Annotated in this window: 19 protein-coding genes and 1 pseudogene; 12 read left to right on the forward strand and 8 right to left on the reverse strand. The window is 69.1% G+C overall.

The features are described 5' to 3' along the window. Positions 1-143: 143 nt before the first annotated feature. The gene (locus ACGF7Y_RS20600) at positions 144-890 is read right to left on the reverse strand and encodes an IclR family transcriptional regulator (RefSeq protein ID WP_393236031.1); all 747 of its coding nucleotides are present in this window, start codon (positions 888-890) and stop codon (positions 144-146) included. 257 nt (positions 891-1,147) lie between these two features. Between ACGF7Y_RS20600 and ACGF7Y_RS20605 the strand changes: the two genes are divergently transcribed. Genes ACGF7Y_RS20605 through ACGF7Y_RS20640 form a run of 8 tightly spaced genes read left to right on the forward strand, consistent with a single transcriptional unit; the run spans position 1,148 to position 8,779 of the window. After that, the gene (locus tag ACGF7Y_RS20605) at positions 1,148-2,182 is read left to right on the forward strand and encodes an NrtA/SsuA/CpmA family ABC transporter substrate-binding protein (RefSeq protein WP_393236033.1); all 1,035 of its coding nucleotides are present in this window, start codon (positions 1,148-1,150) and stop codon (positions 2,180-2,182) included. A 1-nt stretch (position 2,183) separates the two neighbouring features. Next, positions 2,184-3,023, forward strand: a complete 840-nt coding sequence (locus ACGF7Y_RS20610) for an ABC transporter permease (protein ID WP_393236035.1) — start codon at positions 2,184-2,186, stop codon at positions 3,021-3,023. Further along, the gene (locus ACGF7Y_RS20615; RefSeq protein WP_393236036.1) at positions 3,020-3,799 is read left to right on the forward strand and encodes an ABC transporter ATP-binding protein; all 780 of its coding nucleotides are present in this window, start codon (positions 3,020-3,022) and stop codon (positions 3,797-3,799) included. The genes ACGF7Y_RS20610 and ACGF7Y_RS20615 overlap by 4 nt, the downstream gene beginning before the upstream one ends. Continuing rightward, positions 3,796-4,821 (forward strand): ABC transporter substrate-binding protein, encoded by a 1,026-nt coding sequence (locus ACGF7Y_RS20620; RefSeq protein WP_393236037.1) that lies wholly within the window; start codon positions 3,796-3,798, stop codon positions 4,819-4,821. The genes ACGF7Y_RS20615 and ACGF7Y_RS20620 overlap by 4 nt, the downstream gene beginning before the upstream one ends. Continuing rightward, the gene (locus ACGF7Y_RS20625; protein WP_393236039.1) at positions 4,818-5,918 is read left to right on the forward strand and encodes an LLM class flavin-dependent oxidoreductase; all 1,101 of its coding nucleotides are present in this window, start codon (positions 4,818-4,820) and stop codon (positions 5,916-5,918) included. The genes ACGF7Y_RS20620 and ACGF7Y_RS20625 overlap by 4 nt, the downstream gene beginning before the upstream one ends. Beyond that, on the forward strand, positions 5,915-7,084 hold the full coding sequence (locus tag ACGF7Y_RS20630) for an LLM class flavin-dependent oxidoreductase (RefSeq protein ID WP_393236040.1): 1,170 nt from the start codon (positions 5,915-5,917) through the stop codon (positions 7,082-7,084). The genes ACGF7Y_RS20625 and ACGF7Y_RS20630 overlap by 4 nt, the downstream gene beginning before the upstream one ends. A gap of 13 nt (positions 7,085-7,097) precedes the next feature. Further along, a complete protein-coding gene (locus tag ACGF7Y_RS20635) occupies positions 7,098-7,805 on the forward strand; it encodes a class II aldolase/adducin family protein (RefSeq protein ID WP_393236041.1) in 708 nt (235 codons plus the stop codon). Between the two features lie 32 nt (positions 7,806-7,837). Continuing rightward, positions 7,838-8,779: an ABC transporter substrate-binding protein gene (locus ACGF7Y_RS20640; RefSeq protein ID WP_393236043.1), complete on the forward strand. Its 942-nt coding sequence runs from the start codon at positions 7,838-7,840 to the stop codon at positions 8,777-8,779. A 65-nt stretch (positions 8,780-8,844) separates the two neighbouring features. Here the strand turns inward: ACGF7Y_RS20640 and ACGF7Y_RS20645 are convergent, their stop codons facing one another. Next, positions 8,845-9,000 (reverse strand): hypothetical protein, encoded by a 156-nt coding sequence (locus ACGF7Y_RS20645; protein WP_393236045.1) that lies wholly within the window; start codon positions 8,998-9,000, stop codon positions 8,845-8,847. A 378-nt stretch (positions 9,001-9,378) separates the two neighbouring features. On the opposite strand from ACGF7Y_RS20645, the gene ACGF7Y_RS20650 reads away from it, so the two are divergent. Both ACGF7Y_RS20650 and ACGF7Y_RS20655 read left to right on the forward strand, forming a co-directional pair. Then, positions 9,379-9,660 (forward strand): hypothetical protein, encoded by a 282-nt coding sequence (locus ACGF7Y_RS20650; RefSeq protein ID WP_040866379.1) that lies wholly within the window; start codon positions 9,379-9,381, stop codon positions 9,658-9,660. A gap of 341 nt (positions 9,661-10,001) precedes the next feature. Continuing rightward, entirely contained in the window at positions 10,002-10,553 is a 552-nt protein-coding gene (locus tag ACGF7Y_RS20655) for a dihydrofolate reductase family protein (protein ID WP_393236047.1), read from the forward strand. A gap of 78 nt (positions 10,554-10,631) precedes the next feature. Here the strand turns inward: ACGF7Y_RS20655 and ACGF7Y_RS20660 are convergent, their stop codons facing one another. The 3 genes from ACGF7Y_RS20660 to ACGF7Y_RS20670 all read right to left on the reverse strand — a co-directional run bounded on the left by ACGF7Y_RS20660 (position 10,632) and on the right by ACGF7Y_RS20670 (position 14,065). Next, entirely contained in the window at positions 10,632-10,874 is a 243-nt protein-coding gene (locus ACGF7Y_RS20660; RefSeq protein ID WP_157114064.1) for a hypothetical protein, read from the reverse strand. Between the two features lie 411 nt (positions 10,875-11,285). Beyond that, on the reverse strand, positions 11,286-12,251 hold the full coding sequence (locus ACGF7Y_RS20665) for a DUF5996 family protein (protein WP_393236049.1): 966 nt from the start codon (positions 12,249-12,251) through the stop codon (positions 11,286-11,288). A 686-nt stretch (positions 12,252-12,937) separates the two neighbouring features. Next, complete coding sequence (locus tag ACGF7Y_RS20670) at positions 12,938-14,065, reverse strand: TIGR03364 family FAD-dependent oxidoreductase (RefSeq protein ID WP_393236051.1); 1,128 nt, start codon at positions 14,063-14,065, stop codon at positions 12,938-12,940. Between the two features lie 394 nt (positions 14,066-14,459). Between ACGF7Y_RS20670 and ACGF7Y_RS20675 the strand changes: the two are divergent. Both ACGF7Y_RS20675 and ACGF7Y_RS20680 read left to right on the forward strand, forming a co-directional pair. Further along, positions 14,460-14,997: pseudogene (locus tag ACGF7Y_RS20675) on the forward strand (MMPL family transporter); the annotation flags it as partial. Beyond that, positions 14,994-15,734, forward strand: coding sequence for an oxygenase MpaB family protein (locus ACGF7Y_RS20680; protein ID WP_393236053.1), 741 nt, complete (start codon positions 14,994-14,996; stop codon positions 15,732-15,734). The pseudogene ACGF7Y_RS20675 and the gene ACGF7Y_RS20680, both read left to right, overlap by 4 nt. Before the next feature lie 163 nt (positions 15,735-15,897). Here ACGF7Y_RS20680 and lipB read toward each other — a convergent pair whose 3' ends face one another. The 3 genes from lipB to ACGF7Y_RS20695 all read right to left on the reverse strand — a co-directional run bounded on the left by lipB (position 15,898) and on the right by ACGF7Y_RS20695 (position 18,998). After that, entirely contained in the window at positions 15,898-16,533 is a 636-nt protein-coding gene (gene lipB / locus ACGF7Y_RS20685) for a lipoyl(octanoyl) transferase LipB (RefSeq protein ID WP_393236055.1), read from the reverse strand. 83 nt (positions 16,534-16,616) lie between these two features. Beyond that, entirely contained in the window at positions 16,617-17,582 is a 966-nt protein-coding gene (locus ACGF7Y_RS20690; protein WP_393236057.1) for a sigma-70 family RNA polymerase sigma factor, read from the reverse strand. Positions 17,583-17,591: 9 nt separating this feature from the next. Continuing rightward, positions 17,592-18,998 (reverse strand): MFS transporter, encoded by a 1,407-nt coding sequence (locus ACGF7Y_RS20695; protein ID WP_393236058.1) that lies wholly within the window; start codon positions 18,996-18,998, stop codon positions 17,592-17,594. Positions 18,999-19,087 lie beyond the last annotated feature (89 nt).

The raw sequence follows: 19,087 nt of genomic DNA on the forward strand, positions 1-19,087 counted from the left end.
CCCAGGCGACGCCGGACCGTGCCCGGCGCGGCACCGCTGTCGTCTCCCGAACGACGAGCTCGCGCTATCGATTACGCGTCAACAATAGGGTGGCGCACCTGCGGCGGGCGGATTTTCGACCGGATCGTCCCATTTTCGCGAACCTAGGCGGCGGCGAACCTGGCCGCGATCTCCTGGGCGGTGACCTTCGCGAGCTCGACGAAGAACGGCACGCGCGCGGGGATCATCAGCGTCGTCGGCCCGCGCAGGCCGAGTGCGAACCGGCAGTGGCCCGCCGGATCGAGGATGGGCAGGCCGATGGTGCGGAAGCCGGGATCGAGTTCCTCGTCGTTGTAGGCGTATCCGCGCTCCCGCGCGGTGGTCAGTTCGGCGCGCAGCTCGCCGGGACCGGACACCGAGCGCTCGGTTCCCTCGTCGTAGGGAAGTTCGCGCAACTGCTCGTCGGTGGTTTCCGACCAGGCCAGCAGGGCCTTGCCGAGGGCGCTGGCGTGCAGAGGTAGCCGTACGCCCTGTAGTTCGTGCCCGTCGGTCTCCCGCCACCGGCTGGTGCCGAGCAGCACGGCGTGGATTCCGTGGCGGGTGGCGACCGAGCAACTGGCTCCGGTGGTGCCCGCGAGCTGTTCGAGATACGGCTCGGCGAGATAGATCCGGTGCTGGCGGTAGGCGATCTGCCCCCACTCCGCGAGGGCGCCGCCCATGCGATACCGGCTGGATTCGGTGCTCTTCTCCAGGAAGCCCGCCTGCACGAGCGTGGCCAGCAGCCGGTGCGTGGTGCTGACCGCGAGACCCTGCTGCCGCGCCACTTCCGAGACGCCGCGCTCCCGGCCGTCGCGGAAGCAGTCCAGGACCGAGAGGGCGCGGGCGACGGTCTGCACGCCGGAGGGTTCCACGGATCCGACGGTAACACAACACTGGGGATGAGAAGGTTTGTCCTTTCCGATATTTGGAAAGCTACAGCGAAGATGACGCAGACTTGGTCGCGATCGCTCCGCCAGAAGTCGACTCGCAGCAGTTCGGAACGAAAAAGCGTAGAGAGTTCGATATGTCAAGCTTTCCGATCCTCGGAAAGCATTACCTCGTGACCCGGGCGTCGCCGTCCCTACTCTGCGAGGGCATTGATCGACAATTCGGACAAGGAGTCCTCACGATGTGGCGGCAAGCCCTCATGCGCATCACGCTCGCGATCGTTCCCCTCGTCGCACTCGTCGCCGCGTGTGGTTCGGACACCGGCGGCGACACCGGCGCAGGCGCCTCCTTCGTGCTCAAAGTCGCCGACCCGGGGAACTCCGGCCCGCTGGCGGTCGGCAAGCGCGACGGCACCTTCGACGCGGCGCTGGCGCCGCTCGGCGCGAAGATCGAGTGGGTCACCATCACCCCCGGCTTCAGCTCCAACCTGAAATTGTTCAACACCAAGGAACTCGACGTCTCCGGTGCGGCGTTCAGCCCGGTCGTCGGCGCGCTGTCCAAGGACGTCGGCGTGCGGATCGTCGCCGTGCAGGATCCGGCGGGCAAGGACCAGAGCGGCATCATCGTGACTCCGGAGTCGGGCGTGCGTTCGGTCGCCGACCTGGTCGGCAGGCGCGTCGCGGTGAATCCCGCGGCCAAGGGCGAATACATCCTGCTCAAGGCGCTCGCGCAGGCGGGCGTCCCGGCCGACAAGGTGACGCGGGTTCCGTTGCAGCAGAAGGACGCCGCCTCGGCGTTCGCGACCGGCAAGGTGGACGGCTGGGCGTCGTTCCTGGTGCCCTACCAGGAGGCCAAGGCCAACGGCGGGGTCGAGATCGCTACGGAGAAGAGCATCGGCTCCAACGACAACACGGTCGTCGTGTTCCGCACCGAGGTGCTCGATCAGCGCCCCGACGTGGCGGCGAAATATCTCGACGTCCTGCAGGATCTCACGGCGAAGCAGCGGGCCAACCCGGCCGAATTCGAGAACGTCTTCGAGAAGACCGGCCCGCGCGCACTGTCGGGCGCGCGGCTCACCGACGCCTACCGGGTGGGCGGTGAGGCCACGGCGCCGCACCTGCCGAACGAGGCGGACGCCACCGCCTTGGCCGACGTGGTGAACACCTTCTTCGGCAACGGCGTGATCACCCGCAGGATCACCGCCGCCGACATCTTCTACGACCTGAAGTCCAAGCTGACGCCCGAGCAGTTGGCCGCGATCCAGGCGGGCAGCTGAGATGGCGGTGATCGCCGCGGCCGGGCCGGTGCCCACCGCGCTCGCCCCGCCCCGCAGCCGCGCCGGAAAGCGCAGGCCCACATGGCTTTCGCTGCCGTTGCGGTTCCTTCTCCCCGGGCTGATCGTCGCCGGCTGGTGGATAGGCTCCGCGACCGGAGCGCTCTCCGAGCGCGTGCTCGCGGGCCCGCCCGCGGTGTGGACGGCCTTCACCGAGTTGCTCGGCACCGGACAGCTGCTCGACTTCGCGCTGGCGTCGTTCGTGCGCGCCGCCTTCGGCGTCGGCATCGGCGTGGCCATCGGGCTGACGCTCGGCCTGGTGTCGGGGCTGTCGAGCCTCGGTGAGGAGCTGGTCGATTCGACGATGCAGATTCTGCGCGCGGTGCCGTTCCTCGCGCTGGTGCCGCTGTTCATCGCCTGGTTCGGCATCGATGAGCTGTACAAGGTGCTGCTCATCGCCGTCGCGACGGTGGCCCCGATGTACGCCTACACCTACCTCGGGGTGCGCAACGTCGATCGCAAGATGGTCGAGGCGGCCCGGAGTTTCGGGCTGACCGGCTGGCGGCTGGTGCTCGAGGTCGTTCTGCCCTCGGCCCTGCCCGGCGTGCTGATGGCGCTGCGGGTCTGCCTGTCGATCAGCATCACCGGTCTCATCGCGGCCGAGCAGGTCGGCACCAGGGAAGGCGTGGGCTACCTGGTCACCCTGGCGCAGGAGTACAACCGCACGGACTACATGGTGCTGTGCGTCGTGCTTTACGCGCTGCTCGGCTTGATCTTCGACGGGCTGGTGCGGTTGGCGGAGCGCTTCGCGATGCCCTGGCGCGGACAGGTGGCGATCCGATGACCGCCGTCACCGAGCCGGGAGCCGAGGTGACCACCGCGCCCGCGGTGGCCGAACCGGTCGCCGTCTCGATCACCGGCCTGCGCAAGTCGTTCGGCGACAAGACCGTGCTCGAGGGCGTCGACCTGACCATCCGGCGCGGCGAGTTCGTCGTCCTGCTCGGGCCCAGCGGCACCGGCAAGACCACGCTGCTGCGCCTGCTCACCGGACTCGAGGCGCCCGACGCGGGGGAGGTGCTCGTCCCGGGACGGCGCACCACCGTCTACCAGGAGCCGCGGCTGATCCCCTCGAAACGGGTGCTGGCGAACGTCATCGTCGGGCAGCGCCGTTCCCGGGGCAATCGCGAAGCCGGGCTGCGCGCCCTCGCCGAGGTCAACCTCGACGGCAAGGCCAGGCAGTGGCCCGCCACTCTCTCCGGTGGCGAGGCGCAACGCGCGGCGCTGGGCCGTGCGCTCGTGCGCGACCCCGAACTGCTGCTGCTCGACGAGCCTTTCGCGGCGCTGGACGCGCTGACCCGCCTGCAGATGCAGGACCTGGTCGGCGACCTGGTCGCCCGGCACCGGCCCGCGGTGCTCATGGTGACCCACGACGTCGACGAGGCGATCCGCCTGGCCGACCGCGTGCTGATCCTGGACAAGGGGCGCTTCGCCGTGGACGTCGGCATCGACGTGGCCCGCCCGCGCGACCGCGCCGACCCCGAAATCTTGCGTTATCAATCCCTTTTCCTCAGTCAGCTCGGCGTGGGTCGCACCACGCCCGCTCCAAGGAGTGCCTCATGACCGACACCCTCTGGTACACCCGCTGCCCAGTGCCCACCGCGAGCGGGCTCGCGCACAGCCTCGGCTGGCTCGGCGACGCCGCGGCGCGAGCCGGGCTGGAGTTCGGCGTCCTCCAGGACGCGGGTCCGGAGCTGGCCGGGCACCACTTCCTGCACGACCTGTCCGGGCTGATCCGGGAGGGCGGCAATGTTCCGGCCTTGGCGGCGCGCGCCCATGGCTCGCCGACCCGCTTGATCGGATTGACCTGGATCGACGAGGCGCAAGCCATTCTGGTCGGGCCGGAGTCCACCGTCGGCGGCGCCGCCGAGCTGGCCGGTCTGCGCGTCGGCATCCCGGCGTGGGCGCAGGACCAGGCGCGCAGCTTCCCCCGAGCGATGGCCCTGCACGGTTTCGCGAACGCCCTGCGGCTCGGCGGCCACACCCTCGCCGACGTGCGCCTGGTCGAGATCGGGGTGGAGCGGAACCCGCAGGTGCGCACGGAGATCCAGGCGAATCGCCGGGTGGTCACCTGGGGTGTGGCGGAGTTGCTGCGCGGCGAGGTGGACGCCATCTACGTCAAGGGCGCTCGCGCCCAGGAAGTCGCGCGCGAACACGGCCTGCGCGTCGCGGTGGACCTGGACGCCACCGAGGCGAAACGCTTCCGGGTGAACAACGGGACGCCACGCCCGATCACCGTGCACTCGGACCTGCTGGAAGCGCGTCCGGAAGTGGTCGTGGAATTCCTCGCGCAGAGCCTGCGCGCGGCCGACTGGGCCGCGGGCAACCTGCAAGGGGTCCGGGATGTGCTCCAGCGAGAAACACTGTCCGGCCCGGAGGGCGTCGTCGCGGCGTACGGCGCGAACTTCCACCGTGGCCTGCACCCCTCGCTCTCGGACGAACGGATCGAGCTGATCGGCGTGCAGAAGCAGTTCCTCTACGCGCACGGTTTCCTCGCCGCCGACTTCGACCTGGACTCCTGGGTCGCCTACGAGCCGCTGTCCCGGGCCCAGGAACTCGTCGCATCCGGGAAGGTCCCCGCATGACCGAGTTCCTGTGGCGCTTGCCCTCCCGGGGCGACGGTCGCCACACCCGTCCCGAACAGCGCAATCGCGGCGGATTCGGCGGCCCCGCGCCGGTGACGCCCGCGACCGACCTGCGCCCGGGACGCTTCGGTCCGTTCGACGACCTTGCGCAGATCATCGATGCCGCCGAACTGGCCGGGCTGGACGGGGTACTCGCGCCCTACGACCCCGACGGCGAGGAGTCGTGGATCGTGGCGGGCGGCGCGCTGCGCGCCACCCGGTACTCCCGCGTGGTGGTCGAATTCCAGCCCGCGTTCGGCACTCCGGTTTACGCGGCGAAGATCTCGGCCACCCTGCAACGTATTTCGGGCGGCCGACTGGCCTGGCAGCTGGCCGTGGACACCGATCCCGCCGACGCGCGGGCACGCGGCGATCGCGTCACCGGAGACGACCGCTACGTCAGGGCCGCGGAGTTCCTCACCGTCGCACGCGGCGTCTGGAACGAGACCGCGGTTCCCTCGGCGGGCTTCGCGGGCACCGGGTTCCACTACGCCGGAACGCATTACGACGTGATCGACGGCGGCTTCCGCGGCATCCTGTCGGGGCTGCCGTTCCCGACGGTCTACCTGACCGGCGATTGCGCCGCCGCGCTCGAGCTGTCGGCCGCGCACGGGGACGTGCACGTCTTCACCGAGACCGAGGCGGGTGTCGGCACCGCGATCGCCGCCTTGCGCGAGCGCGCTACGGCGGCGGGACGCACGGTGCGCGCCGGGCTGGAGCTGCCGGTCATCGCGCGGGAAACCGAGGACGAGGCATGGGCTCGCGCCGAACGTCTGTGGCGCGAGGTGCACCCGGACGGGCCGGACGCACGGGAACACGATCTGGGCGACGGCCGCTGGGCGGGGTTCGCCGGGCTCGGATACTCCGCGACCATCGGACTCGTCGGCAGTTACACGCAGGTCGCGCACCGTCTGTCGTCCTACACCGAGGCAGGCGTCGACAGCGTGGTGCTCGCCGGGCACCCGCACATCGAGGAACTGCATCGCGCGGGCGAGCACCTGTTGTTCCTCGCCGACCCGGTCGGCCGCACCTTGACCGAGCAGGAGGCAACCGCATGACCATCGACATCTACTGGCGCATCGGCATGGAGGGCGATCACGCGTCGCTGCGCACGCCGCGCCGCTACAACCGCGGCCACGCCAACGGTTACGGGCCGGGCAATATCGCACCCGCCATCCGCGGCGGCGAACTCGACGGCTACGGCTACATCGACCATATGGCGGCGGTGGCGAAGGCCTCCGAATCGGCCGGATTCCTCGGCGGCCTGCTGCCCTCGTTCCCGGTGACCGACGACCCGTGGGCGGTCGCGGCGGCACTGGCCGCGGAAACCACCACCTACCGTTTCATGGTCGCCTTCCAGCCCGGCTTCCTGCACCCGGTGCAGGCTGCGCGGATGTCGGCGAGCTTGCAGCGCGCGACCGGTGGCAGGCTCGTCTACAACATCATCAGCGGGGGCGGCGGGCCCGCCCAGCTGTGGTGGGGCGACAAGGTCTCGCACGACGATCGCTACGCCCGCACCAGCGAGTTCCTCGACGTGCTGCGTGGCGTGTGGGATGGCGATCCCTACGACCACGAGGGCCGGTTCTTCCGGGCCGAGGGCGCCGCCCTCGCGCCGGGCATCGCCGGACAGCCGTTTCCCGAGGTGTATTTCTCCGGATCCTCGGCCGCGGCGGTGCGGGCCGCGGGCACGCATGCCGACTACTACCTGTCCTGGCTGGAGCCGTTCGCCGATCTGCGCGCCAAGTTCGACGGCGTGCGCGCGCACGCCGGAACCATCGGACGCACACCGAAATTCGCCGTCCGCATCGACATCCTGGCCAGGCACACCGAGGAGGCGGCCTGGGCGGAGATCGAGAAGGGCTGGGCTTTCGTCGACCGCGGTGCGGCCGAGCGGGCCGCCAAGGGCGACTCGGTCGGCGCCGCCCGCATCCAGGGCTGGGTGCCGGAGACCATCACCGGATACCGCGACCTGGAAGTGCAGCCCAACGTCTGGTGCGGATTCAGCCTGATCCGCGGCGGTCCGGCATTCGGCCTGGTCGGCAGCTACGAGCAGGTGGCGCAGCGGCTCGACGAGCTGATCGCTCTCGGCGTCGACGCGTTCATCCTCGCGGGCAATCCCCACCTGGAGGAGGCCTATCGCGTCGGCGAAGAGGTGCTTCCACTGCTCGGCCGATCCCGGCTCACCGCGTCCACCGGCGCGGCCTCCCTTTCCCCCGCTCGATGATTCAGGAGAAACCATGACCACCACCGAGACCCGGCTGCCGGAGTCCGTCACCACCTTCGTCGCCGCCGCGGCCCGCGACGCCGAGAAGGCATTCCGGGTGTTCCGGGAGACCGGCACCGTTGCCGGCAACGGCACCGTCAATTTCGTGGAGCGCGTGCCCGGCGAGGAGATCGCCGTCGCCCTGAACGAACCGGGGCCGTGGGCCGAGGACCGTGCCGTCGCGCCGGTGGTCGCCACCTTCGACGGCGAGGTGCTGTCGGGGGCCGGCTCCGCCGGATTCGTCACCGGCTACGCGAAGGTGTTCCGCGCGCATCCGGAGATCACCTCCGTGGTGCACATCCACACCCCGTGGCTGGGCGGGTGGGCGCAGACCCATCGAACGCTGCCGATCCGCTACGCGGCCGCCCAGCGGCTCACCCTGTCCAGGGCCATTCCGCCGCACATCGACCGCAGCGTCGGCGCGGGCGATTTCATCCTGTCCAAGCTGGTCGAGGATCCCGATCTGGTCGCGATCTTCGAGGCCAACGGCGGAGCGAACGTCCTCGGCCGCTCGGGACTGCTGGAGCTGGCGAAGTTCGTCGTGCTGCTCGAGGAGGGCGCGCAGTACCAGGCGATCGCCGAAACCTTGGGCGGCTCGGTCGAATTCGATCGGTCCAACCTCGCGGTGCAGTGGAGCCGCACCGGCCTCGCCGACGAGGCCCGCCGCCGCGGCCTGATCTGACCGGCCCCATCCAGCGAACTCGAGGAACGATCATGACCATTCGTGTCGGCTACTTCCCGCACAACAATTCCCTGTTCGTCCTGCGCCACCGCGGCATCCTGGAGCATCTGCTGCCCGAGGTGGAATGGGTCGACCTGCGCGAGCTGCCGCGCCCGGCGCCGGTGGACCCGAGGACGGGACTGCCGTCGCTGCACTCCGATCATCTGTTCGACGGCGGCTACGACTTCATCGGCACCGGCTTCACGCCCCCGCTGACCGCGCTCGCCAACGGACGCGACATCGTCTACGTCGGCATTTCCGGACCCCGGGTGGAGAACGGCCGCTTGGTCACCGAAGCCGCTTCCGGCATCGAGACGGTGCTGGATCTGAAGGGCAAGCGGGTCGGAATCGCGCACGGTTCCTGGCAGACCACCCTCGCGCTGCTCGCGCTGGACCGCGCGGGCCTGGCGTGGAAGGACATCGAACCGGTGGACATCGACGTGCACGACGGCGGCGCGGCGCTGCTGCGTGGCGACCTGGACGCCTGGGTCGGCGCGTATCCGGGTCTCGCCGCGATCGAGGCGGCCGCCGACCTGCGCACGCTCGTGGACACCGAGTCGCTGTTCAGTCACCCCTCGCTGTGGTTCACCCGGCGGGACTTCGCCGAAGGCAACCGCGCGGCGCTGACGGCGATCATCACCGCCTTGCAGCAGTCGGACGCGTGGATCCGGGAGAACCCGCGCGCGGCCGCTCGGTATTTCGTGGACGACGTGGTGGCCCGTGGTGGGACCGCGAGCCTCGACGCGTGGGAAGCCGCTCTGCGCGGCAGGCCCTTCGGTGTCCAGCCCGTCTCCGAGGAATTCCTGGACGAACAGCAGCACGCGGCCGATCTGCTGGCCGCCAACGGCCTGCTGCCGAGCACGGTCCGGGTCCGGGACGCCGTGCTGCCGTGGATCGGCGAGACGGTCACCGCGAAATCCGGCGTAACGGTCTGATCGGACGAGAACGGCGGGCCGGGTGTCGGAGCGACCCCGGCCCGTTCGTCGTGTCCGAGGAAATGTCAGCGCGGCGAGATATTCGACCGCCCGCCGTGTCTTTCGGTGGAGCGCAGCTCGAACCAATAGGCTGCGACAACGGTGGCGTAACCGGCGACGACGGCCGTCGCGGTGACGATCAACAGCGTGATGAACAGTGGAATCAAGAAAGCGGTGTGCATTGTGCCCTCCCCGCGGTCACGGTGATCTCAGCGGAAGGTTCGGCGCCGCACTGCACCGACATCATGTCAGCCCCTGCACTCAGTGAAATCGTAGAGGTCGCAGCGTCGTCCGGCACGGCAGGAGGCTGTGAGTTGAATCATGCGGATGACGGTGTGTCGCGGGGAATACACCTTCGCCATACGATCTAATCGATCTTGTCACGAGTTTCCCGGCGAACCACCGGAAAACAGGACACGACCACGACACGGGACCGCCGGATCGGCGGCCGTGAGCGTCGCAGTGCCCGTGGCGCGCCGAATTCCTCGGTAGCGCAGCTCTTTCTCTCGAATCTGTCTCCGGCATCACCTCGGCATGCGAAAAGGAGCACGAACGTGAGCATGATTCTGGCCGCGCTGCACGACACCGTGATCGCGCAGCAGTTCGAAAATCCGACCGCGGAAGAGCCGCCGCTCGCGGACAAACTGATGCAGATGGGCCGCTATTTCACCTGGCTGGTCCAGCTGTCCGGGATCACGGCGATCACCTACGGCGGCGGCCGGTTCGCGTGGGAGAAATGGAACGGCGGCAGCCTCCAGTCGCCGAAGATGGTCGCCAGCGCGATGGCCGGGGGCGCGGTGGCCACCAGCGCGGGCACGATCATGAACTCGATCATCGGCTGACGCGGGCCGGGACTCGTGACGCGCCGGCCCGACGTCGACCGTCGGGCCGGCGTTCGCATTTCGGTGGCGAGGATCGTCGGACGTGTCATACACGGCGCCCGCTCCGCGGACGAGGCCGTCGGTGCCGCACTCGACCAGCCGGGGTGGTGGAACATGCGCATTGCGCGCGGCGCGAGCCGAGACGCCGTCGGTGCGGTAGAAAGCAACCGCGAACCGGGTCCGTCTCGAAGGTGACGGCCCGACCGTAGGCAAACCCGGAAGGCGGAGCCGGCCGTGACGTTCTCGACAGCGGCACCGGCCGCGCCCGGCGACGACGGCCGCACTGGAGAAAAGGAAACACCATGGGCACCATCGCAGTTCACGAGTTCATCGCACTCGACGGGGTATACGAGGATCCGTCTTGGACCTTCGAGTACGGGTTCGACCCGAAGATGGGGGAGACCCTCGGCGCGATCACCTCGGCATCCGAAGCGATACTGCTGGGCCGCACCACGTTCGAGATGTTCGCACCGGCCTGGTCGACCCGCACCGTCGAGGACGATCCGGGCGCGCCGTTCTTCAACGACACGACGAAGTACGTCGTCGGTGCGCGGGAGCCGCAGGCGGAATGGGCCAACAGCATTCGCCTCGGCGCGTACGACCCCGAGGTCATCCGCAACCTGAAGAACGAGGTCGACGGCAGCATCTACGTCAGCGGCAGCGGCACGCTGGTGCGGGCGCTGCTCGCGGACGGCCTGGTCGACGACCTGCACCTGTTCGTCTATCCGATCGCGCTCGGCAAGGGCAAGCGCCTGTGGGGCGACGGTGTCGACGCGACCAAACTGGCACTCGAAGAGCACGAGGTGTACGCCAACGGCGTCGTCCACCTCGGATACGGGCCCGCCGAGGCCTGATGAAACGCGGAAGGGCGGCCCTTGCGGGCCGCCCGGGCGATCCGGCTCGCCGCAGGGTGTGGCGAGCGGAGCCGGATGTCAGCGCCCTCCGGTGCAGTAACCCTCGGGGGTGTACTGGCACGGGCGCTCGTTGCGTCCCTGGTATCCACCGTGGTTGCTGCTGCGGGCGCGCTCACCCACCCCGGAACCGCGCTTGTCGGCCGGGTTGTGCGAATACCGATCCGCTGTGGTGGTCACCGAGGACTCGGGCGAAGCGACTGCCGCCGCTGTGATGACCGCCCCGCCGATCAGCGCCGAGGCCACCACTCGACGCACTGTCACGCGCTTGCTCGTGTTGTGCATAAGATTCATCCCGTCGATTAACGTGCCGTCATATAACGATACATTGATCGGTGGACCACCAGCGAGTCATTTCCCCATGGCTGGGAAGCTTTGCTCGCAGCTGTTGGCGATTTTCGGAGGTGACCAGGGGTGATGGCCATTGGTTAGGCGACTTGACCTGAGCATCGTGCCGTTCATCAGGTCTTCGGGTACTACTGCGCCTGTCGCGGGGCCGCCGAAGCTATGCGCATACGACGGAGGTTCTGTCGCGCTCTATTGATCGGTGCGAAGTCCGCCCGAGTCGCGAGGCTTACCGACGCGCAGGGTGATGCGCGGAACGCGCGCCACTGCCGACGGATCGGTGGGGTGGGACGGTCCGATCGCGCAACTTGCGCGGGAGGCCGGTCACGATCATGAACCGTCCATGCCGTGCGCCTGGCGCTTGTGCTGCCAGCGCTCCGGGTCGGCCTCCAGGGCGGCGCGGTCCCAATGGCCGAGGTCGGCGGCGGCGGCATACGTCGTGTCTAGGAACTCGAGCAGCGCCCGCTCCGGCGCTTCGGCCGTGCGCACCGCCTCGTACGGCAGGAGGAATTGGCGATAGTCCTGGCTGTAGAAGGCCTCTCGTGGACCGACCCGGTAGTCGGCGAACCCCTCGGGCTCCGGGTACGCGTAGGCGTAGAAGGCGCCTTCCGCGCCGCCGCCCGGCCAGAAGCCGCAACTGCTCAGTTCGTGCGAGTAGCCCTCGACCATGACCCAGTCGCCACAGTTGGGAGCGCCACCCGGATGCCGCGGAGCGACTCGGCCGGAGAATCTGGTGCACGCCAGATCCATCGCGCCCCAAAAGAAGTGCACCGGGCTCACTTTGCCGATGAAGCGGGAGCGGAACTGGTGCATGACGCGATCGGCGGCGAGCAATTGCCGCCAGAACAAGGTGGCGGCCGTGGCGTCGTAGGAGCGATGCTCGTAGTCCTCGGCGAACGGGATGGCGGGCTCGACCTCGTTCGGCTTGGCTTGGATTCGTACCGGAATGCCGAGTTCGTCGAGCGCGGTGACGATTTCGCCATAGAAAGTCGCTACCGGCTTCGGTTCGAGTGTGATATACCGGGTTCGGCCGTCACTGGACCGGATGTGCAGCCGATGGTCGAGGAAGTCGAATTCGATATCGAAACACCCTGTCGGGTGCGGCACGGCGGAGGTGGTCAGCCCCCTCGGGGTGAGGTAGAAGGTGACCTGCCACCAGTGGTTGACCAGCGGAGCCTGCGAGAGCCTGATCTTGCCGACGATCTGCGTCCACATGTGCAGCGTCTCGCGCGTGGGCGTCCAATCATCGACGCGCAACCTCGGCCACGGCCCAGGGGTGGTCTCGGAGCCTGTCACTGCCACACCTCCGTCTTTTCGGGATTCTCGGTGCCAGTGGCGTGCGCGGACGCCCGTGAAGGCGCGGCGCAGCGTTTCGATCGTCACCGTACCTGCTGGTAACGCACCGGGCAGCCCGACATGCGCTGCGATTGGCAACTGTCTGGCAACATTCGGGGTGTGTGACTCCGAGCTCGATGACTCGCAGTGAAGAGCGGCTCCGCGGCCGACGGCTGCGTCTCAAGGTCGGCGGGGCCAACTGTCGTGCGGTGACGGCATGCTCGCCACCGGCAGCGCGGCACCCTTTCCGGTTGCCCGGGCTCGCCGGCGGGAATTCGGATCCCACACCATAGCCGCGGCCGCACCGCCGAGAAGAATCACGACGATGGCGACGATCGCCACCCACAGCAGTACCACCGCTATTTCTCCAGTCATCCCCGTCCGCTCCATAGGGCACGTTATGCGAAGGCGGACAATTGATTTCGCAATTGCGAGCATTCTTCCCGGCCGGGGTGAACGGCGCGAATCGACGCGCGGATTCTGTGGTGTGGCAGCACCACTATCACCGAGGTTTGGGATACGTCTGGTAACGCATAATGTCGCGGACGGGAAGCTCGGGTGTTCATGCGCGAAAATGGGGATTTGGTCGAGGGGTCGGTGCGAGTGCCGCACGCGGGACGGAACTCGTTGTCCTGGGTGTGTATTCCTCAGAGCTCGAGCAGATCGGCGGTCTCCTCGCCGAGGAGGGGCCCGAGGGCCGTGCCACGATCGCCGGCCCCGGTGATCACCCAGACATGGCGGTCGACTCGTGCGCGGACGACCGGGACGCCGGGGTCGATGCTCTGGCTGTACACGCCTGCCCACCGCCGCACGACCGGCGGCAGTTCGCGGCCCAGTAGCTCCTCGGTCACGCACGTGAGGTGCTCGTACGGGGCCTCGTGCACGTCGAACGCGAACGGCTCGGTGTGCGCGTGGGTGTCGCCGATGGTCAACCCGCCGTGCAGGCGCTGCACGCACAGCAGTTGCATCCTGTGCTCGGCGGCGGTCGCTGTCTGCGACTGTTCGCGGTTCAGTGTGACGACCTCGGGGCCCGCGAAGCCGGGGTCGTAGCGGAACGTGTCGCCGTCGGCGACGGCAGTGGTGAGCGGCTCGCCCAGCGGGGCGGTCTGCATCATCTGCAGCCGGACCCGCCGCACGGGGAGCGCTCCGGCCAGTTCCCTGGTCAAGCCGGTGTGCGCGGCGCCGGGGCAGATGAGCGCCAGGTCGGCGTCGAAGACCCGCCCCTGGTCGTCGCGCGTCCGCGCGCCGGAACCGGTATCGGTGACATCCCGCGCTTCGACGCCGGAGTGGAAGGTGTAGCGCCCGGTCGCGGTGAGATAGGCGCGCAGGGCGGGCAGCACCTGCCATGGCTCGACGACCGCGTCGGTCGGACAATGCAGTGCGGCAAGGAATTTGCCGCGCAGAGCGGGATTGACGACGCGGACGCGCTCGGGGTCGAGTAATTCGAAACCGCGCGCTTCGGCCGCGGGACCGGTCGCCGCGGCCTCGGCGACCGCCAATTCCTCGGGGGTGCGCACCAGGGTGAGCGAGCCCGCGGGCCGGAATCCGACGCCGGGCACCCTCCCGCCGATTTCCTCCCACAGCAACCGCGAGCGCAGGGCGAGGTCCGGTTCCGCGGCCGACCGCCCCGACATCCGGACCAGGCCGAAGTCGCGCACGGTCGCCCCGCGCGGTTCGAGTTCTCGCTCGAGGTGCGCGACCTCGTGCCCACGGCGGACCGCGGCCATCGCGTGTGCGGTGCCGAGGATGCCGCCGCCGATGATCACCAATCGCATGACTCGAGGATGGCAAATGTCCGGACGGCTCGCCGGGCGAACTTGCTGTGACCTGCGGTTGTGGGCCACGCCACAACGGGAGGGAACCGGCCAGCTCCAGGCCTTTATGGTCGGTTGTTCAGCGCATTGCGGACCGCGTTCGAGTTGGCGCTCTGAGAGAGTGAGACTTAAGGTCTCTCATGTCCTCAGGGGGTGCGTGGGGTCGCTCTCATTATGACCCGGAAAGTGTTGTATGACAACGGAATTCGTGGTTCTCGAGCAAACCCGGCAGCATCTCGGCAGGGCCCGTGCGCAGCTGGGTAGCCCGCTCGGCGGGATGGTGGAGCATCGCTCCGAGGGGGCGCGGCTGTGGACCACCGATGGTCGCGAATTCCTCGATTGTGGCGGCTACGGCGTCTTCCTGCTCGGTGCCGGCAGTATCCTGCTGCCGTTGAAAGCCCTTGTGCTGAACACTCTTTCACTGGCCGCGACGTTCGGCGCACTGGTGTGGATCTTCCAGGAGGGGCATCTCGGTGGTCTCGGCACGACCTCCACCGGTTACACCGTCGCCACCGTCCCGGTGCTGTTGTTCTGCGTGGCCTTCGGTCTGTCGATGGACTACGAGGTGTTCCTGCTGTCTCGCTTCACCGAGGAATGGGAACGCTCCTCGCGCACCCGCGCCGACGTCGACACCGCCGTGGCCGTCGGCCTGGCCCGCTCCGGCCGGATCGTCCCGCCGCCATCCTATGGCCGTCGTGTTCGCCGGTATCGCGACCAGTGAGGTGTCGATCATGCGCGCCCTCGGGTTGGGCCTGGCCCTGGCCGTCGTCCTGGACGCCGCCTTGGTTCGCACCATCCTCGTGCCCGCGGCCATGCGGATAGCGGGCACCGCCAACCGGTGGCTTCCCCGCCCGCTGGCCCCGGTCGTCGCCCGCGCGAGGCTGCGAGAATGAAATCCGCTCCGCTGGACCGCGATTCCCTTCTCGGCCGCTATCTCGGCGACCGCCGCTTCGCCCTGACACTGCCCCGCGCGGTCGGGTTGCAGATCCTGCACCCGTCCGTCGCGGCGGCCATCGTCGCGCACGCGCCGAGCAGCTTGTGGGCGCACAAGAAGCGGACGGTGTCGCGGATGATATACCTCGCCTACACGCGGTGCGATCCGCATCCGGCGATCCTGTACGGGCACGGGCTGGTGCACGGGGTCGACAGCCGGGGCAAACGCTACAGCGGCCTGACCCCCGAGTTGTTCTTCTTCCAGCACGCCACCTATGTCGACACCCTCTTCACGGCCATCGAGACCTTCGACCGTCCGCTGAGTCCGGACGAGAAGAAGACGCTCTACGCCGAATGCTGCGAGTGGTACCGGCGCTACGGGATCTCCGCACGGCACATGCCACGGACCTGGGCGGACTTCGTCGACTACCTGAAATCCGTGTGCGCCACCGAACTCGCCGTCACCCCGGACAGCGACAAGCTCGCACCGGAACTGCTGCGGCCCGACGCCTGGGTGCCACGCACGCTGCCCGACTTCGCGGTACGGACGCTGCTGCACCACCGAACCCGCGAGCTGCTGCGGATCCCATTGCAGCCCACCGACCGCGCCGCGGCCGCCGCCTACGCGAACGTCGTGAAGACGGGTATGCGCGCGTTGACATCACGAGCCCGGCTGGTACCCGCGGCACGCGCCTGACATCCGCTCCCCGCGAGCGCGAGCGGCGCACTACTCGGTCGATCGCGCGGAGCAGGCAAGTGTTGTCACGGGCGTCGGTCGCGGAGCACTGCTCAGCGTTCGTGCGGCGCGGAGCGAGCGCAGGCGCCATGCGGACTATGGGGCCGTTCGTCGACGCCGACGTTCAGTTCGCCTCGAACGCGGTGGCGACGATCGGGCGCACCTGTTCCATGGTGGCCGTCCCGGATTCGCGTGCCACGGAGGTCATGTCGACGTCGGGGAGCCCGCAGGCGACCGCCCAGTGCCAGGGTTCGAGGTCACCGTCGACGTTGAGCGCGAAGCCGTGACTGGTGATCCCGCGGCTCTGGCGCATGCCGATGGAGACGATCTTGCGGCCGGTGTGCCTGGTCCACACACCCGTGAGCAGCTCGGAGCCGGGCGGGGTATCGCGGCGTTCCGCGGCAATGCCCAGCCGGCCGAGTGCCTCGATCAGGCGGAACTCGACCTCACGGATGTAATCGACCACTCCTTCGCCGGGATCGAGCCGGACGATGAGATAGCCGACCAGTTGACCGGGGCCGTGATAGGTGAGCTGGCCCCCGCGCGTGGTCTGCACGACCGGGATGTCATGGGCCGGGTCGGGCAGGTGGTCCTGCGGCGTTCTGCGTCCGATGGTGTAGACCGGCGGGTGGCTCAGCAGCCACAAGGTGTCCGGCCGCGCGCCGCTGTGGCGTTGGTCGATCAGTTCACCCATGCGCTCCATGGCCTTGTCGTAGTCGACGAGGTCGTCCTGGATCAACGTCAGCGGCCTGGATCGCATGCTCCGACGATAACGCTCTCCCGCGCAGGGGGAGTTCGCCGCCTTCGGATATCCAGCTCGGCGGCCCCGCACCGCAGCCTCCGTCACAGCGTCGGCGGCAGACCGAAGGGCCGGAACAACTCCTCGCCTAGGAAGACGGTGATGCGTTCGATGGCGGTCTCGGTCGTAGTGAGAACGTGGATGGAGTGCGCGCGGTGGGTCCCGTCCGCGTCGCGCAGGTAGTAGGCGACGGCGGGCTGGGTGTTGGCGGCGGTCGGCACGGCCCGCCAGGTGTCGCCGTCCTGGTTCGCCTTGTGTGCGAAGAAGGCGACCACGTGGGCGCGGCCGGCGAACCAGACCAGGGCGGGTGGCATCTCGAGCACCACGTCGTCGCGCAGGAGCTTGCCGAGTTCGTCCATATCGCCGTTGCCGAAGGCGGTGACGTAACGATCGATCATCGCGCGCTCACCGGGGCTCAGGGATTCGGACATCCGATCGATCATGGGGGCGGCCTTGTCGAGCTGGGCGCGGGCGCGTTGCAGCGCGCTGTTGATCGCGGCGGGGGAGGTGTCGAGCAGATCGGCGACCTCCGCGGCGGACCAGGCGAGCACGTCGCGCAGGAGGAGCACCGCGCGCTGGCGGGCGGGCAGGTATTGCAGCGCGGCGATGAAGGCGAGGCGGATGCCGCTGCGCGCGGCCACCACGGTCGCCGGGTCATCGGCCGAGTTGCCGAGCAGGGCGTCGGGAATCGGTTCCAGCCAGGAGATTTCGGGATGCCGGACCGGCCGGGGCCGGACGGTCGCGGCCGGTTCGGTCAGGTCGGTGGGCAAGGCCCGCCTGCCGCGCTGTTCGAGCGCGGTCAGGCAGGCGTTGGTGGCGATACGGTACAGCCACGTGCGCAGCGAAGCGCGCCGCTCGTCGAACCGGTCGGCGGCCCGCCAGGCCCGCAAGAGGGTTTCCTGCACCAGGTCCTCGGCGTCGTGGACGGACCCGAGCATGCGGTAGCAGTGTGCGAGCAGCTCCGGCCGGTAGGTCATGGTCTCGGCCGCGAAATCGGCGCCGATGGTCATCGTCGCAACCTACCGAGCCGCGACCGGCTGCGCGTCGGTAGGCGCGGCGACGGGCGCGCCGGCCGGTAGCAGCAGGCCGAGCGCGGCGCCGGTCAGCGCCAGCAGCGCCGCCGTGCCGATGGCGGCGGCGAATCCGGTGCTGAAGGCTCCCGCGGATCCGAGACCGCCGACCGAGGCGAAAACCGCCGCGGGTAGCGCGATTCCGAACGCGCCCCCGAGTTGACGCAAGGTGTTGAACGTGCCCGAGGCCGCGCCCACCGCCGACAGCGGCACCGAACGCAGCACGGCGCTCTGTGCCGCGGGAATGGCCATCGAGACGCCGACGCCGCTGAGCACGAAGGGCGCGATCATGGCCGGGTAGGACAGCTGCGGCCCGGCCATGATCGCGAGGCAGCCGTAGCCCGCGGCCTGCATGAGCAGTCCCGCGACCACGAGCGGTCGTTCACCGAAGCGGTTGACCTGCCTGCCCGCTACCGGCGCGACGAGGAACAGGGTGATCGTCCACGGCGCCAGCCGCACCCCCGCGCCGAGTGGACCGTGGTGCTGGACCGTCTGCAGGAACTGCGCGAAGAAGAACGCCCCGCTGAAAATGGAACCGAACAGCAGGAACCCCACCGCGTTGCCGATCGAGAAGCCGCGCGCGGCGAACAGCCGCATCGGGATCAGTGGCGCGGTGGCCCGCCGCTCCCAGCGCACCAACGCGACCAGCGCGACCGCCCCGAGCGCGAACGCCGCGAGGACTTCCGCGCTGCCCCAGCCCGATTCGTTGCCGCGCAGCAGACCCCACACCGATCCCAGCGCGGCGGCGCCGGCCAGCCCGATGCCCGGGTAGTCCAGTCCGCGTGCCTCGCCTCGGCTCTCCGGCAGCCGGGTCAGCATCAGCGGCACGAGCAGTGCGGCGATCGGCAGATTCAGCCAGAAGATCCACTGCCATGTCGCACCCTCCACCACCGCGCCGCCGACCAGGGGACCGCCGAGCGTAGCCAGTCCGGTCACCGCCGCGAACAACCCGAGCGCGCGGGTGCGCTGTTCGGGCGGGAAGGCAGCCGACAACAGTGCCATGCCCACCGGCATGACGGCCGCCGATCCCACGCCCTGCACCGCGCGGGCGGCGATCAGCCAGCCCAGGCTCGGCGCCAGCGCGCAGGCGGCCGACGCCGCCGAGAACAGCAGTACCCCGGCGACCAGCACGCGGCGCCGTCCGTATCGCTCGCCCAGCGCCGCACCCGCCATCAACAACACCGCGAAGCTCAGGGTGTAGGCGTTGACGGTCCACTCCAGTTCGGCGATCGAGGCGTGCAGGTCGATCTGGATCGCGTGCAGCGCGGTGGTGACGACCAGCGCGTCCAGCGAGATCAGTAGCGCGGCCACCGATGTCAGCGCGAGTACCCAGCGCTGTCCCGTGGTCATATTCATGGGCGAAATTCCTCCTCCGATGGGTTCGCCAGTACCTACCGGCGCCACGGCCGCGATTCATCGCGGGTGCGGAAATTCGCCGCGAATTC

Origin of the sequence: Nocardia sp. NPDC047654 (assembly GCF_043205035.1) — a bacterium.
In the GTDB taxonomy this organism is placed as follows: Bacteria; Actinomycetota; Actinomycetes; order Mycobacteriales; family Mycobacteriaceae; genus Nocardia.

Bases quoted from the DNA above. Each gene is read 5' to 3' on its own strand.
- ACGF7Y_RS20630 (WP_393236040.1), top strand. From the start codon at position 5,915: ATGACCATCGACATCTACTGGCGCATCGGCATGGAGGGCGATCACGCG.
- ACGF7Y_RS20645 (WP_393236045.1), bottom strand. From the start codon at position 9,000: ATGCACACCGCTTTCTTGATTCCACTGTTCATCACGCTGTTGATCGTC.
- ACGF7Y_RS20615 (WP_393236036.1), top strand. From the start codon at position 3,020: ATGACCGCCGTCACCGAGCCGGGAGCCGAGGTGACCACCGCGCCCGCG.
- ACGF7Y_RS20610 (WP_393236035.1), top strand. From the start codon at position 2,184: ATGGCGGTGATCGCCGCGGCCGGGCCGGTGCCCACCGCGCTCGCCCCG.
- lipB (WP_393236055.1), bottom strand. From the start codon at position 16,533: ATGCGATCCAGGCCGCTGACGTTGATCCAGGACGACCTCGTCGACTAC.
- ACGF7Y_RS20680 (WP_393236053.1), top strand. From the start codon at position 14,994: ATGAAATCCGCTCCGCTGGACCGCGATTCCCTTCTCGGCCGCTATCTC.
- ACGF7Y_RS20605 (WP_393236033.1), top strand. From the start codon at position 1,148: ATGTGGCGGCAAGCCCTCATGCGCATCACGCTCGCGATCGTTCCCCTC.
- ACGF7Y_RS20690 (WP_393236057.1), bottom strand. From the start codon at position 17,582: ATGACCATCGGCGCCGATTTCGCGGCCGAGACCATGACCTACCGGCCG.
- ACGF7Y_RS20695 (WP_393236058.1), bottom strand. From the start codon at position 18,998: ATGAATATGACCACGGGACAGCGCTGGGTACTCGCGCTGACATCGGTG.
- ACGF7Y_RS20655 (WP_393236047.1), top strand. From the start codon at position 10,002: ATGGGCACCATCGCAGTTCACGAGTTCATCGCACTCGACGGGGTATAC.
- ACGF7Y_RS20635 (WP_393236041.1), top strand. From the start codon at position 7,098: ATGACCACCACCGAGACCCGGCTGCCGGAGTCCGTCACCACCTTCGTC.
- ACGF7Y_RS20650 (WP_040866379.1), top strand. From the start codon at position 9,379: ATGATTCTGGCCGCGCTGCACGACACCGTGATCGCGCAGCAGTTCGAA.
- ACGF7Y_RS20670 (WP_393236051.1), bottom strand. From the start codon at position 14,065: ATGCGATTGGTGATCATCGGCGGCGGCATCCTCGGCACCGCACACGCG.
- ACGF7Y_RS20640 (WP_393236043.1), top strand. From the start codon at position 7,838: ATGACCATTCGTGTCGGCTACTTCCCGCACAACAATTCCCTGTTCGTC.
- ACGF7Y_RS20625 (WP_393236039.1), top strand. From the start codon at position 4,818: ATGACCGAGTTCCTGTGGCGCTTGCCCTCCCGGGGCGACGGTCGCCAC.
- ACGF7Y_RS20620 (WP_393236037.1), top strand. From the start codon at position 3,796: ATGACCGACACCCTCTGGTACACCCGCTGCCCAGTGCCCACCGCGAGC.